The organism is Nostoc sp. NMS2 (genome assembly GCF_017115105.1).
Classification (GTDB): domain Bacteria; phylum Cyanobacteriota; class Cyanobacteriia; order Cyanobacteriales; family Nostocaceae; genus Nostoc.
The window spans coordinates 12,773-27,279 of the sequence record NZ_JABXKH010000158.1; the positions used below are offsets into that span (position 1 = coordinate 12,773).

The 14,507-nt window shown below is 41.6% G+C and carries 11 protein-coding genes and 1 pseudogene; 4 read left to right on the forward strand and 8 right to left on the reverse strand.

The features are described from left to right. Window positions 1-179 precede the first annotated feature (179 nt). The 6 genes and pseudogenes from HWQ36_RS28520 to HWQ36_RS28545 form a co-directional block, all read right to left on the reverse strand. Window positions 180-1,688 carry an acyl-CoA synthetase gene (locus tag HWQ36_RS28520; RefSeq protein ID WP_292709102.1) on the reverse strand — a complete coding sequence of 503 codons (1,509 nt, stop codon included), beginning with the start codon at window positions 1,686-1,688 and terminating at the stop codon, window positions 180-182. Between the two features lie 135 nt (window positions 1,689-1,823). Beyond that, a complete protein-coding gene (locus HWQ36_RS28525) occupies window positions 1,824-2,804 on the reverse strand; it encodes a CorA family divalent cation transporter (RefSeq protein ID WP_292709104.1) in 981 nt (326 codons plus the stop codon). A gap of 526 nt (window positions 2,805-3,330) precedes the next feature. Then, complete coding sequence (locus HWQ36_RS28530) at window positions 3,331-5,388, reverse strand: tetratricopeptide repeat protein (protein WP_292709106.1); 2,058 nt, start codon at window positions 5,386-5,388, stop codon at window positions 3,331-3,333. Window positions 5,389-5,917: 529 nt separating this feature from the next. Then, on the reverse strand, window positions 5,918-7,816 hold the full coding sequence (locus HWQ36_RS28535; RefSeq protein ID WP_292709107.1) for an aspartate kinase: 1,899 nt from the start codon (window positions 7,814-7,816) through the stop codon (window positions 5,918-5,920). Window positions 7,817-7,936: 120 nt separating this feature from the next. Next, window positions 7,937-8,089: pseudogene (locus HWQ36_RS28540) on the reverse strand (Uma2 family endonuclease); the annotation flags it as partial. Beyond that, complete coding sequence (locus HWQ36_RS28545; RefSeq protein WP_366829861.1) at window positions 8,052-8,309, reverse strand: hypothetical protein; 258 nt, start codon at window positions 8,307-8,309, stop codon at window positions 8,052-8,054. The gene HWQ36_RS28545 and the pseudogene HWQ36_RS28540, both read right to left, overlap by 38 nt. 385 nt (window positions 8,310-8,694) lie before the next feature. On the opposite strand from HWQ36_RS28545, the gene HWQ36_RS28550 reads away from it, so the two are divergent. From HWQ36_RS28550 to coaBC, 4 genes are all read left to right on the forward strand, one after another. Beyond that, a complete protein-coding gene (locus HWQ36_RS28550) occupies window positions 8,695-9,495 on the forward strand; it encodes an RMD1 family protein (protein WP_292709109.1) in 801 nt (266 codons plus the stop codon). Between the two features lie 260 nt (window positions 9,496-9,755). Further along, window positions 9,756-10,361: an alpha/beta hydrolase gene (locus HWQ36_RS28555; RefSeq protein WP_292709158.1), complete on the forward strand. Its 606-nt coding sequence runs from the start codon at window positions 9,756-9,758 to the stop codon at window positions 10,359-10,361. Window positions 10,362-10,515: 154 nt separating this feature from the next. Then, window positions 10,516-10,728 (forward strand): DUF2555 domain-containing protein, encoded by a 213-nt coding sequence (locus HWQ36_RS28560; protein ID WP_012412287.1) that lies wholly within the window; start codon window positions 10,516-10,518, stop codon window positions 10,726-10,728. Window positions 10,729-10,846: 118 nt separating this feature from the next. Beyond that, window positions 10,847-12,109 (forward strand): bifunctional phosphopantothenoylcysteine decarboxylase/phosphopantothenate--cysteine ligase CoaBC, encoded by a 1,263-nt coding sequence (coaBC, locus tag HWQ36_RS28565; protein WP_292709111.1) that lies wholly within the window; start codon window positions 10,847-10,849, stop codon window positions 12,107-12,109. A gap of 42 nt (window positions 12,110-12,151) precedes the next feature. On the opposite strand, the gene HWQ36_RS28570 is transcribed toward coaBC, so the two are convergent. Further along, entirely contained in the window at window positions 12,152-13,102 is a 951-nt protein-coding gene (locus HWQ36_RS28570; RefSeq protein ID WP_292709113.1) for a D-2-hydroxyacid dehydrogenase, read from the reverse strand. A 461-nt stretch (window positions 13,103-13,563) separates the two neighbouring features. After that, window positions 13,564-14,334 carry an ATP-binding cassette domain-containing protein gene (locus HWQ36_RS28575; RefSeq protein ID WP_292709115.1) on the reverse strand — a complete coding sequence of 257 codons (771 nt, stop codon included), beginning with the start codon at window positions 14,332-14,334 and terminating at the stop codon, window positions 13,564-13,566. Window positions 14,335-14,507 lie beyond the last annotated feature (173 nt).

Consider the following 14,507-nt stretch of genomic DNA (forward strand, 5'->3'; position numbering starts at 1 on the left):
TAACTGTTTACAGATGCGATTTCTGTCATTTTAGCGATCGCCTACCTAATGTTAGTCCAACTGCTGGACTACCGCGACATGAAACCTGCTCCTATCAGCCAATTTGACGAAGCACCTGCGTTAATGATCGCACTTGACATTCAAGACAGTCGCTACGAAGTCTAAATTTACGATCGCTATCAGCAAAATAACTCAACCACTGTCGGCTTAGTCACTTTCCCCATAGCGTTGCGCGGTAATTCTTCAACTATCAAAATTTGGGTTGGCACTTTATAGACAGCCAATCGCTCTTTTGCCCAACTCCTAAAAGATTCTAATGTCAAAGGTTGTAACCCTTGCAATACTAATGCAGCACAAACCCGTTCACCCCACTCTATATCTGCAACCCCAACCACTGCACATTCTTGAATATCTGGATGCGATCGCAATACTTCTTCAATTTCCAAAGCTGAAACTTTATACCCTCCGGTTTTGATAATATCCACACTCATCCGTCCCAGAATCCGGTATTTGCCGTTCTCAACTACGGCGGTATCTCCAGTACAAAACCAGCCATCTTGGAAGGCTTTGGCGGTTGCTTCAGGGTTTTGCCAATATTCGAGAAACACTCCGGGCCCTTTGACTTGGATCTCTCCTGGTGTTCCTACTGGGACTAACTCTCCGTTCTCATTTACTAATCTCACTTCAACTTCAGGCAAAGGCTTTCCTACATATCCAGCCAACCGTTCACCGTGTAAAGGGTTCGATAGCGCCATCCCAATTTCTGTCATCCCATATCGCTCCAGCAGAAAATGGCCGCTAATACTCTGCCACTTTTCTAAAACTTGAACTGGTAACGCTGCCGAGCCGGAAACCATCAGACGCATTTTACCACAGCCTTCTGACATGGTTTTTTGACGTTCCCTAGAGGCATTTTCCCAAGCAGTAATGAGCTTTACATAAATCGTTGGTACTGCCATAAATAGGGTTAAGTCACCGTCACAAATTCGCCTCCAAACGGTTTCGGCATCAAACTTGCTCAATATATGGCACTCCGCGCCAGCCCATAAAGCACAAGTCAGTACGTTAATAATTCCATGAATATGATGTAGTGGCAATATATGTAAAATGCGTTCGCGCCGCGTCTCCCCAGGAAAATCGTTAGATGTCCATTCCCAAGCAGTAATTAAGCTAGTCACTTGCGCTTGAATATTTTGATGAGTTGTAACTACACCCTTGGGTTTACCCGTTGTACCACTAGTGTAGAGAATTAAGGCGCGTCTAGTGATATCTACCTCTGGGAGACGAGCAATATTAGATGGGAGCGTTTCTGAGGTGAGGATAAATCGCAAATTGTATTCTTCGGCGAGCGATCGCAGTATACCTTCAAAATTAGGATGAGCAACAATAATCGATGCTCCAGAATTAGTAATTACATACTCCAATTCTGGGCGCGGATGGGAAACACACAGAGGTACAGCCATTCCACCAGCCCGCCAAATTCCCCATTGAGTCGCTACATACTCAAATCCAGGTGCAATGAGAAAGGCGACTCTCTCCTCTTGTAAATCTTCTGAATTCTGAAGAAGATTTGTTGCTATTTGACTAGAAGTGTGGAGCAAATCCCGATAGGTAAATGATCCATCCGTCGTAGCGATAGCTATTTTCTCGCTGTGTTCTTCAGCACGAATAATCAATGGGAGATTCACGTTTATTTACCGATTTAGGGTTAATGCAGTCTACTTATTGAAAATATATATAGTAATCTTATTTGCTTTCCACCGACAGACTCAGATCCCCGACTTCTTGAAGAAGTCGGGGATCTTTTTATTCGTAACTTGATGTTACAACCAACGTTGTTTTTTAGCATAAGCAATACTACCAATCACAATTAACGCCATCATACAGATCACCACAGGATAAGCCCAAGGTTGCTCTAATTCCGGCATATATTTGAAGTTCATACCATAGAAACCAGACATAAAAGTTATTGGTAAGAATATGGTCGATAGGATAGTCAGACGATTAATTCGTTCACCAGTTTTGCTAGCAATATTATCGCGTTGAATTTCCATTAATTCTGACATCCAGGCTCTCAAAGCTTGATATTCTTGCCATAATTTATCAACTTGATGAACCAATTCTTCTTGGAATAGTTCTTTTACTGGCTGGGTGATCCATTGGAAATCTTCGTAATCCATAATAGCCATAAGTGACTTAATGCTTTGAAAATTACGCCGTCCTGAGCGAGTAGATTGCCTCATGGTAGCAATTCTTTGGTACGTTGATTCATCACCAGAATCATCTAAAACTTCATCTTCTAAATCATCAAGCTTTCTAGAAATATATTCAAATACGGTATGATAATTATTCAAAATCTCTTTAAAAATGAGATAAAAAAGATAGTCGATACCCCACTTTTTTATATCTAAATGGCGCTTTTGCAAGTTATTAGCTAGAATGCTTAAGACTTTTAGCTCGGTGATTTCAAATGTGATGATAAAATTATTTCCAACTACAATATTGCCACGTGCAACTTCAAATTCATGATTTTTTATTTGAGCAGTTAGAATTTCATAACTGTCAAATAAACAATCTTCTACGTCTTCATCAATTCCTAAAGGGGAATGATTGAAAATCATGTTAACACGAGATGGATTGAGTTCAAAGTGCTTGATAATTTTAGCCGTTCCAGTGCGATCGCGGAAGTGAACACAGCGCAACCAAATATTCTGAGAAGCATCAATTCTTTTTAGTACCGTATCGACATCTCTATGAGTAAATATTTCCAGGTTATCTGGATAAAAAGTGAGAAGAATTAGCATATAGCCATCCTAATTGAGTCGTGAGAAAATACGGTGACTCATGTTGAGCGATAATTTATTTGACTACAACGACATATAAAATGTCAAAGCCTATGATTTCCGAGGGTGAATAGATTACAGTGATATTTTACCTCGGAAGCTCCCCCAAACTCTCGTTAATAAAGAGGGTTTAATCTCCTCCTTTTTAAATAGGATTTACGGATGTAGGGGCAATTCACGAATTGCCCCTACATGAAATCTCAGGAGGATTAGCCCTCTTTTATTACTCCGAAAAAATAAAATATTCGTAGGTTGGGTTGAACTTTAGTGAAACCCAACAAAACCAGGGATTTTTGGTGTTGGGTTTCGTTCCTCAACCCAACCTACACCTAAATTCATCAAAGTCCTTAAAAATAAAAGTGGATGATTTTTATCCGACGAGAGTCATAAAAGAGCGTTAGGAAGGATAAAGCCTGTATTAGGACATATTAGGTTAATAGTATAAAAGGGAACATCATAAAATGGTATGACTGTATTGAGTCATAGGTCAGTTTTTTTCCATTTTCCCCGATTTAGGACGAGAACTTTTCGCTGGTGCTGAATTATTTTGCAGAATTGCAATTTCTCTCAGTGCATCTTGATAACTATCTTTTTCCCCCTGCCGTTGGAATAGTTTTGCAGCTTTTTTAAAATCTGCGATCGCACCCTGTTTATTTTTCTGCTTGGTGCGAATCACACCCCGATTATAATAGGCTAAGGCATTGTTAGCATTAATTGCGATCGCTTGTGAATAATCCTGATTGGCAGCTTTTTTATTTCCCAGTTCAAGATAAGCGTTACCACGATTGTTGTAAGCTGCTATATTATTAGTGTCTAGTTTCAGAGCTTCGGTATAATCTTCAATAGCGCCTTTATAATCTCCGAAAGAAAAGCGGTGAATACCTCTGTGAATATAAGCGGCAATAAATTTAGGATCAATCTGTAAAATACTATTGTAATCTTCAGTAGCTTCGACTTTATTTCCCAGATCGCTGAAAACATCACCTCGATTAAGATATGCTTCTATATATTTTGGATTAATGTTAATTGCATCTGTATAATCTTTAATGGCTGCATATTGTTGTTTATTAATAGATTGAGTTAAAGCCCTTTGATAATAAGCTTTGGCATCACTAGGATTAATCTTAATTACTGTATCAAAATCTTCAATTGCCCCTTGCTTGAGTTTGAGGCGACGGCGGATAATCCCTCGCTGTAAGTAGGCTTCGGTATACTGAGGCTTGAGGGCAATCGCTTTACTAAAATCTCCAATTGCCCCTTTATGATCTTTCAATTGAACACGGGCTAACCCTCGTCCATAGTAAGGGTATGCATCATTAGAGTTTAACTTAATTGCTTGGGTATAGTCTGCGATCGCTTCTTTGTATTTGCCTAATTCCGAAAAAGCAAATCCTCGGTCAAAATAGGCATTACCATCTTGAGGATTGAGTAAAATGGCCTGACTAGAGTCTGCTTGTGCTTGCTCATAGTCTCCTAAGCGATAATAAGCATCGCCTCGCTTATTATAAGCTAAAGCATTTTTCTGATCTAATTCAATAACGTGATTGAAATCTTCAACTGCTCCTTCATAATTTCCTGCATCATATTTATTTAGTCCTTCTTGATATAATTCTTTTTGAGCATCACTTATAGGTTTTAGCGAATGCAAAAACCACACTCCTACACCAAGTATGATTAAGCCAGCTATGCCAGTCAAAACTATTAATAATTTTTTATCAGGCTGTTTTTGCTGAACTTCAACATTTGTTATCTTTTTCAAGTCGTCTAAAACTTCAGTTGCATACTGGTAACGCTTACGATAATCAAAACGCACCATTTTATTAATAATTTTTGCTAATTCTTTGTTAACTTTTATATTTTTATTACGCCAAACTATTTCACCCGTCAGTTTATTTTTCTGATTTCGCAAATTAGATATTTCGTTTTCAGGTAAACCTAGAAGTGCTGCGATCGCAACTATACCTAAAGCATATATATCACTGTTATATTTAACGTTGCCGTTAACTTGTTCTATAGGCATATATTCGGGATTTTCAGCATTATTATTGCTGCTTTCATTAAAATTACTAACATCAACCAAAACTAACTTTTTATCTGACTCCCTGCGAATAATATTTGCTGGTTTAATATTCCGGTGGATTACACCTAAGCTATGTAAAATAACCAAAATCTCTAATATTTCTGATAAAAGACTAATTACTTGGTCTTCCCTCAGAGGTTGTCCCTGAATAATTTCGTCAGTTAAAGGATTACCAGAGATGAATTCTTTAACTATATAAAATTCTTCATTTTCTTCAAAATAAGCAATTAGCTTTTGAATTTTATCTTGTTCCTGTCCTAATTTTTCTAAAGTTTCTACTTTACTGGTAAATAAGCGACTGAGGATTGTTAAAGTTTGAGGATTACTACTATGAGAACTTAACTGCTTTACTATAAATTGGTTGCCAGGGAGATTAACATCTTCAACTAGATAGGTTTTTGCCTTTTCACCATCATTGAGAACTTTTAGTATTTGATAATGTCCATCTAGGAAATGACTATTCATTAATATAAATGTAAGATTATAAATTGTTTGATTATAGCTTACGTGTTATTAATAGTGATTTTAAAATGTAAATATTTATTTATTAACTTGTAGGGGCAATTCATGAATTGCTCCTACCAGAATCTCACATAGAATTAGTATAAGCGGCTCCAGCCCTATTCTAAGAGGATGTTTTAAAAGTCTCCTTATCGGTATCAAAAGTTCTAGATCCCCCTAAATCCACGCCACTTGCTTCACTACAGCGCTTCGCGCATCCTGCGGCGGGGGAGACCCCAAGACCGCAGTGGCTCCCCGATAAATTGGGGGACTTTGATTCCAGTTCCCCCCTTAAAAAGGGGAGTTAGGGGGGATCTAAAAGTGCCTAAAGTCACAGCAAAACACTTTTAAAACATCCTCTAAAGGCTAGAGCCGCTTACTACAAACCTTTAATTATTCACGCCTACTTACTTACCAGAACAGTAAATAGACCACGTGGTTAATTACGAATTACGAATTACGAATTACGAATTACGAATTATTCAGTCAGATTTTACGCTGGTACGACAACTTTCTCACTACCAGCTAGTCTAAAAGCGGCATGAATAGCTTGTAAAGCTTTAACACCTTGCTCTTGTGCTACGACACAACTAATTTTTATTTCTGAGGTGGCAATCATTTGAATATTAATTTGGTGTTGGGCTAGCGCTTCAAACATTTTTGCAGCAACACCTGGTTGTCCCACCATACCTGCACCGACAATACTCACTTTAGCGATCGCACTATCTAAAACAACTTCACCCCATCCTAACTCTGCCGCTACTTGAGTAAGCATTTTTTTGGCATTTTCCCCATCTATCCGCGAGACTGTAAAGGCAATATCTCGCCTGGGAACACCATCAATTACCCGACAGCGTTGAGATTGAATAATCATGTCAACGCTGATATTATGTTGCGCTAATAATCCAAATAACTTCGCCGCCATCCCTGGACGATCTGGTAATTGGCGAATAGCAAGACGCGCCTGATTCAAATCTAAAGCAACACCGCGAACGGGAGGAGTGGAAGGAGACAAGGGAGAGGGGGGAGACAAGGGAGAGGGGGGAGACAAGGGAGAGGGGGGAGACAAGGGAGAAGTCTCTTCAATGATTCTTCCTTGTCCCCCTTGTCCCCTTGTCCCCTTTCCCCCTGCCTCTATTTCAAAGGCGGTGCGGAGTGCTATGACGGCGCGATCGCATTCTGCGGCATTGACTACGCAACTTACTTTTACTTCGCTGGTGGAAATCATTTGAATATTCACGCCAGCTTCGGCTAAGGTGGCGAACATTTTTGCAGCCACACCAGGACGGCCAATCATTCCTGCACCAGCGATGCTGACTTTGGCAATGTTATGTTCTAGCATTACCTCGGCTTCGTCAGATTTGGGGTTAGATGGATTTCTCAGGGCTGGGGCGATCGCTGCGGCTACTGCTTCGGCTCGTTTTAATATAGGTGTGGTGACAGTAAAGGCAATGTCATTACTGTTACCTTCATGAATTGACTGAATAATCAAATCTACGTCTACTTTTTGCCGAGAAATTTCGCCAAATAACCTGGCTGCTACGCCTGGTTTATCGGGTACGCGCAACAAAGCTACCTTTGCTTGGTCGGTGTCAAATTCTACAGCATCCACCGGACGGGCAATTTCGAGATTGATTAGCGATCGCCCTTGAGGTTGGGCTGATGTTACCCAAGTACCTGGTTCATCTGTCCAGCTAGACCTAACTACAAGGGGAATACCATAGTTACGAGCAATTTCCACAGCGCGGGGATGCAGCACTTTTGCACCCAAGCTAGCTAATTCCAACATTTCATCGCAGGTGATAGCATCCATCAACTGGGCTTCGGCAACTAAGCGGGGGTCTGTAGTCAAAATCCCTGGAACGTCTGTATAAATTTCACAAAAATTTGCTCCTAATGCGGCTGCGATCGCCACTGCCGACGTATCAGAACCACCGCGCCCCAAAGTTGTAATTTCCATTTCCCCGACGTTGGATGTGCCTTGGAACCCTGCTACAACAACTACTTTACCTGCATTTATGTGGCGAGTAAGGCGAGTAGTGTCAATATGCAAAATTCGAGCGCGGCTGTGTTCCGCTTCAGTAACAATTCCTACTTGAGCGCCAGTCATCGAAATTGCGGATTGTCCGAGTTCCTGCAAAGCCATGCTAAGTAAGGCAATAGTTACTTGTTCGCCAGTAGAAAGTAGCATATCCATTTCCCGGCGGTTTGGATTTGGAGAAATTTCATTAGCTAGTTTGACGAGTCCATCGGTGGTTTTGCCCATTGCCGAAACCACTACTACCAGAGAGTTTCCAGCTTGAACAGTTTTATAAACACGCTGTGCGACAGCTTGAATGCGTTCCACTGAACCGACAGATGTACCACCGTATTTCTGAACTATGAGCGCCATAACTTTTTTTTAATCAATTGTGCCTGCTTTTATCAACGCTTCCACCTGGTTAGGAAGCTTTCAAGGCTTATCAGTTATATAGTTTACTAAATATCGCGCCGAATGCCCCATCATAATTGATTATTCAAAAACTACATCTTCGTAAAGCGATGCCATTGTTTCCTCAAAATCCACGCTGTTGAGTCGAAATGATTGATGTTCTGCTGTATAAGATTGTAAAACCCACAACCCTTGCTCATTGCGGCGAAAACACTCGACTCGCTGACGTTTCGAGTATTCGCCTCAGTTCGTCTAGAGTCTCGGCTGTGAGAATAGAACGTTGAATTGCTTTTAGTTGCTCGATATCAGATATTTGAGAGATTTTTGGCATGAAATTTAATCCTTCATTACCAAATTTTACTTCCAGGGTTAATTCAATGCTTGATAGCCTGTCTTCTTGCTGTCCGCGTTGAAATATTTCCTGATACCACGGCGAGGAGCGCAATACTGTCATATCCCACCTCATAATTTTGGTTTATGGCCAACATCGCCTAACTATTCCCTCTAATGATGAGTATTCTGTACCGCAATTGCGGATGATGATTGGGGAAGTTGAGGTGATTCTAGAGCGGGAAATCAAGTTATAAGAATGGAATAGCCTTTAAGATTTGCCAAGAAGCGATCGCTCTGACATCTTTGAATCCCATTAATTCCGGTCAGATTCTATCTGCAAGTTAAGGTGTCAAAATACAAGCCCACCTTCGGCAGTGCTAGATAGCTTTATTGGTAAGCTGAGATTGTAGCGATCTCCGATAACAGGCATTAATTGCGTAGGCGTAGCCCGTCGTAGACATCGCTACCCTCCAAGATCAGCAGGCAGAAAAGCAAATAGGGCGACAATGCAAAAACTCCTTTTTAATGATACAGATAGATTTAGAGCGCAGGCCCTATTCCTTGGTAAGGATATTAACTTACAGACATTGGAGAATTACGTTTGCGTGGCGACTATGCCATTAATGGTTACAGTCGGTGAACACGGCTGTGCGGTACTGCTAAACTATGGCGCAGTTGTCCTGTTTAACCTTGAGCCTGTAGAAAAGGTAGCCTTTTTCACTAAACTATCTTCTCAAATTAGTGGCTCCTTTGCCGAACCAGAGACAGAAGAGGTGGAAATTCATCTCAACATTGCAGAGAGTGAGAGAGTTAAGGAAGGAAAAATTTTACTGCATGAATTTAGTGTAGAACGCTTGCAGATAGTGGCTGATATTCTTGCTAAAAGTGTTGTGCTGTCTCATTATGAAACTAGCCTAGCGACTGTATTCGATCAAATTGAACCGTTTGCAGCTAGTCTCCAGCGTGAACACAGGGGAAGACGGCAGAGCCGGGAATTACTGCGTCAACTTGGGACTGCGCTGTTAGTTCAACATAAGATTGTAGGTCGAGTTGAGATCATTGATAAGCCAGAGTTGCTCTGGGAATCCCCACAGCTAGAAAACTTATATCTGCGCTTGGAGGATGAATACGAAATTCGTGAGCGTCACAATGCCTTGGAACGCAAACTAGAGCTAATTACCCAAACTGCACAAACAGTATTAGAGTTTATGCAGCATAGCAGTAGCCAACGAGTAGAGTGGTATGTGGTGATTCTGATTGTGGTGGAGATTCTGCTGTCACTGTACGACATCATTTTCAAAGGCTAAGGCTAAATACTAAATCTGCTTGAAGAGATAAACCTCATCTAAGTTGAGAACCGTAGTTTTCGCCCTCACCCTAAATCCCTCTCCCATATCTGGGAGAGGGACTTTGAAATTCTAGCTCCCCGAATCCCATATCTGGGGGATAGGTTGGGGGATGAGGGCAAATCCTTATTCATTAGAGTTGAACTACATTCAAGATAGACGTGGTTTAGGATCTATTAGAAAAGTAGAATTTTGGGAGTAAACCTCTGTCTTTACAATTTATTACCGTTTCCCCCGGAACTTCTCAACCCGTCGCAGGGTTAATTGTGACTTTGCATGGTTGGGGAGCTAATGCTGAGGATGTCGCATCTTTGCTACCCTTGCTCAACTTACCTGATTACCAGTTTATATTACCCAATGCACCTTATCCTTATCCCTATTCCCCTATCGGGAGGGCATGGTATGACCTGCGGGTGGAGAATATGTATGAAGGATTGGCAGAAAGTCGGCAACTGCTAACAGATTTTTTGCAATCTTTAGAAAGTACCACTGGCATACCTTTGTCACGCACCATTTTAAGTGGATTTTCTCAAGGTGGAGCAATGACTTTAGATGTCGGCTCAAAATTGCCCCTAGCAGGCTTAGTTGTCATGAGTGGGTATTTACATCCTGATGCACTAACGGCAAATCAAAGAAATATTCCGCCGATTTTAATCAGCCACGGTAAATATGATGAAGTTGTTCCACTGCAAGCTGCTGTAAAGGCACGAGAAACTTTAAAATCTCTAGGAGTGGCGGCAGAATACCATGAATTTGACATGGGGCATGAAATAAATCCACAAACGTTAAAGGTGCTGCGGAATTTCGTTGTCAATACAATTAGCTAGTGAGGATTACGAATTTTTTATAAATTCTGGTATAAATGCTGAAAATTTTCACGAAATCCATGCCTTCTAATGAGTAATATATATAGGGTGGCTGCGTTCAGCGCAACTTAACCCATGCTGAAGGCGAGTGCTGCATAAGGGAGGGGCGAGCATTATGACAACTCTAAGCATTTCCAGGAAAGAAATTGCTGCCATAACTGCGGCAGAAGTAGAAGAACTGGCTACACGTCTGGATCTGGATAATTACAGTAATGCTTTTGATGGTTTAAATGATTGGCATCTATTACGAGCGATCGCATTTCAGCGTCCAGAGTTAGTTGAACCCTATATCTACCTCTTAGACTTGGAACCCTACGATGAAGCTTAGTAATTTTGGATTTTAGACTTCGGCTACGCTCAGTCGAACGATTTTAGATTGGGGTCAACTGGATACAATCAGAGATTATCAGGGGTTAATCTATCACTTGCTTACTCCGAAAGTACCAATGCAATCTCCTTTAAATCCAAAATCCAAGTTGCGCTGTCAGCGCACCAAAGGTGCGACCCAAAATCCAAAATTGAACAGGGTTCTAATAGGTGTAGGTGGCGGTATCGCCGCCTACAAAATTTGTGAGCTGGTTTCGACACTGTTTAAGACTGGGGTGGAAGTGCGAGTCATCCTCACCCGTTCGGCACAAGAATTTATCACTCCTCTGACAATAGCCACCCTATCTCGTCATCCCGCCTACACAGATGATGATTTTTGGCAGCCAACTCACTCTCGTCCCTTGCATATTGGGTTGGGTGAATGGGCAGATATCATGGTAATTGCTCCCTTGACAGCTAATACATTAGCAAAGCTAGCCTACGGGATGGCTGATAATTTACTCACAAATACCGTGCTGGCTTCTACTTGTCCCGTGCTGTTAGCACCCGCAATGAATACGGATATGTGGGAACAGCTATCGGTGCAGCGAAATTGGCAACAGCTATTGATTGATAGCCGATATCATGGGATGAATACAGCATCAGGTTTATTAGCGTGCGATCGCATCGGTGCTGGTAGATTAGCAGAACCTCCAGAAATTTTGGCTCACATCCAATCGTTGTTACAGACTCAAGGTAAACGAGATTTAGTCGGTAAACGAGTGTTAATTAGTGCTGGCGGAACGCGAGAGTTTCTTGACCCAGTAAGGTTTATTGGTAATCCTTCCACAGGTAAAATGGGATTAGCTTTAGCGCAAGCTGCACTTCACCGAGGGGCAAACGTCACCCTAGTACATGGCCCAGCTAATTGGGATGTACCATTGGGAGTGCAAGCAATTCCCGTCATTAGTGCCGAGCAAATGCAGCACACTATGTTGGAATATTTACCCAACGCTGATGTAATTGTTATGTCAGCAGCCGTGGCAGATGTGAAGCCAAAAAATTATAGTACAGAAAAATTGCCCAAGCGATCGCTCCCCCAAGCTTTACCCCTGGAACCAGTACCGGATATAGTCGCCCAATTAGCAAAACTCAAACAGCCGCATCAGATATTAATTGGTTTTGCAGCACAAACTGGGGGTATTGTCAAGCCTGCATTAGAAAAATTACAGAATAAAAAACTTGATGCGATTGTTGCCAATCCCATCGATCAACCTGATAGTGGTTTCGGTAGCGATAATAATCAAGCGATATTTTTAGATAGCCAAGGAAATCAGCTAGCGATCGCACCTTGTTCTAAATTAGAAATGGCTCATCATTTATTTGATTTTGTAATTACTTGATTGAAGTACTGGGTAGGAACACTGTCTCTTCTCAATGCCCAATCAGTATCCTGCCTTCTTGTCTACGACATTCCGCAAGGGTTGACCGGTTTGGTAACGTTTAAGATTGTCGATAAACAGTTGTGCTATGCGCTCTCTCAGTGGCGGTGATAGGGCTGAACAATGGGGTGTGATAAAGGCGTTTGGCAAAGACCACAAAGGACTTTCCGGTGGCAGAGGTTCTGTAGCGACTGTATCTAATCCAGCCCCTGCAATCCATCCCTCACTTAGTGCGGTGAGCAATGCTGTTTCATTGACGATCGCACCACGAGCAATATTAATTAAATAAGCAGATTGACGCATAGAGCGCAAGGCGGCTTCATCGATCAAGCCTTTAGTTTCTGGGGTTAGTGGTGTGGCAATTACTACATAGTCGGCTGCTGGTAGCAGCGATCGCCATTCATCAGCACCAACAATCTTGTCAAAATTCGGTAGGAGTTCGGGATGGCGGCGACTTCCCCAAACTTTAACACCAAAAGCTTTAGCGCGAGATGCGATCGCTTGACCGATATTTCCAGTGCCGAGAATTAATAAAGTCGCGTCTGCTAACTCTTCGAGAAACACTCCTCTTACCCAGGTGTGTTCATCCTGCAAAGTTTGCAATTTCCGCAGATTTTTAGCGTGATAGAGCATGAATGCCAGTACAAATTCCGAAATTGGAATCGCATGAACCCCTGCGCCATTAGTGAGGATAATATCCTTTTGCAAAAAATTTGGCGTGAGAATGTGATTCACCCCAGCACTTGGCGACTGTTGCCAACACAGCCTGGGCGCTGCTGTCAGCACTTTGTCAAGGGTAGAAGCTTTCAAGTAAAATCCGTTGACATAAACTTCTGCATCACTGGCATCACCATCAAGATTACCTTCACTATCCACCTCCACAACATCTATATCAGATGGCAGATGTGGTTCAATATCAGCAATAAGATGATCGGGTAAGATTAGTTTCACCATTTGCTACTCTCCCATTTCATTTTAAATTTTCAAAGGGACTGGATATTAGGGCACAGAGGCAAAAGAAAGATTAAAAGTCAATAGGACTTATGCACAATTAATAATTATTTTTAATTATAGATACAATCTCTAGAATCAAAAATGCTACTAAGCTGTTGCGCCTTTAATTTGCACTAATATTTTTCCAATATGATTGTGGGGTGGGCAACATGAGCGCCCCGATTATGCAACTTAAATGCTGATTAGCTTATCACATTTAACATTTTTGAGGGGTCTAAGTACCTCGCTTTTAAAGCGTGACAAACTTTGCGGTGGGGGAGATTCCAAGACCGCACTTTGCGGTAAATCCCAATTGCAAAACTTAATTACGAATTACGAATTATTTTAATAATATTGATTCTCGAAGTAGCCTATTTTACCACAGCTACCTCAAGCATTATATTAATCAACCAACGTAAATCTCAACTACTCAACTGCAACAATTGGTTATTTGACTGAGTACTTTCATTGCTCATGACTCGCTGGAGAACTGCTTCTCTGATATTGATAAATACTTCACTATTTCTATCTCGTGGGCGTGAAAGTTTCACAGATAGATCGAGAGAAATCTGTCCTTCATCAATCACTATCACTCGGTCTGCCAACGCCACAGCTTCTTCTACATCGTGAGTCACTAAAAATGCAGTAAATCTCCGTTCTTGCCACAAGTTTTCAATCAAATTTTGCATCTCTAGACGAGTTAGAGCATCCAATGCTCCCAAAGGTTCATCTAACAACAACAAACGGGGCTGACTGACTAATGCCCTTGCCAATGACACCCGTTGCCGTTGTCCACCAGATAAGACATAAGGCCACTCATCAGCCCTATCTTCGAGTCCGACTTTATCGAGTGCCCACAAAGCTTTTTCACACCAATTACCTTCCAAGCCTAACCCCACATTCTGAACAACGCGCTTCCACGGTAGCAAGCGGGGATCTTGAAACATCACTGTTACAGAGCGGCTGAGTCTACGCAGTGGTTCTCCATCCAGTAGTATTCCGCCTGAAGTTGCTTTATCTAATCCTGACACCAGACGCAATAAGGTACTTTTACCACAACCACTACGTCCGACGATAGCGACAAATTCACCCGCTTCAACTTCTAAATTCAGCGAATTTAAAACAGTTTTCTTACCGAAAGCTTTTGTCAAATCCAAAATACTTAGTTGTGTACCTTGTACATTAGAACTCACTTGCAAAACCTCATTTTTTTAGAACAATTGGGATTTAATTATTTGGTGACATACAGCAGTTTTCTTTTGCATGAGGTACAAAGTTACGGGTTTTGAGGCAGTAGGCAGGAGGCAGGAGGTAGAAACTCTTTATATCTGATGTGTGAGCCTTGCGTTTTGTACCTCACTTACTT

Bases quoted from the DNA above. Each gene is read 5' to 3' on its own strand.
- HWQ36_RS28535 (WP_292709107.1), bottom strand. From the start codon at position 7,816: ATGGCGCTCATAGTTCAGAAATACGGTGGTACATCTGTCGGTTCAGTG.
- HWQ36_RS28560 (WP_012412287.1), top strand. From the start codon at position 10,516: ATGACAACTCTAAGCATTTCCAGGAAAGAAATTGCTGCCATAACTGCG.
- HWQ36_RS28525 (WP_292709104.1), bottom strand. From the start codon at position 2,804: ATGCTAATTCTTCTCACTTTTTATCCAGATAACCTGGAAATATTTACT.
- coaBC (WP_292709111.1), top strand. From the start codon at position 10,847: ATGCAATCTCCTTTAAATCCAAAATCCAAGTTGCGCTGTCAGCGCACC.
- HWQ36_RS28550 (WP_292709109.1), top strand. From the start codon at position 8,695: ATGCAAAAACTCCTTTTTAATGATACAGATAGATTTAGAGCGCAGGCC.
- HWQ36_RS28570 (WP_292709113.1), bottom strand. From the start codon at position 13,102: ATGGTGAAACTAATCTTACCCGATCATCTTATTGCTGATATTGAACCA.
- HWQ36_RS28530 (WP_292709106.1), bottom strand. From the start codon at position 5,388: ATGAATAGTCATTTCCTAGATGGACATTATCAAATACTAAAAGTTCTC.
- HWQ36_RS28545 (WP_366829861.1), bottom strand. From the start codon at position 8,309: ATGACAGTATTGCGCTCCTCGCCGTGGTATCAGGAAATATTTCAACGC.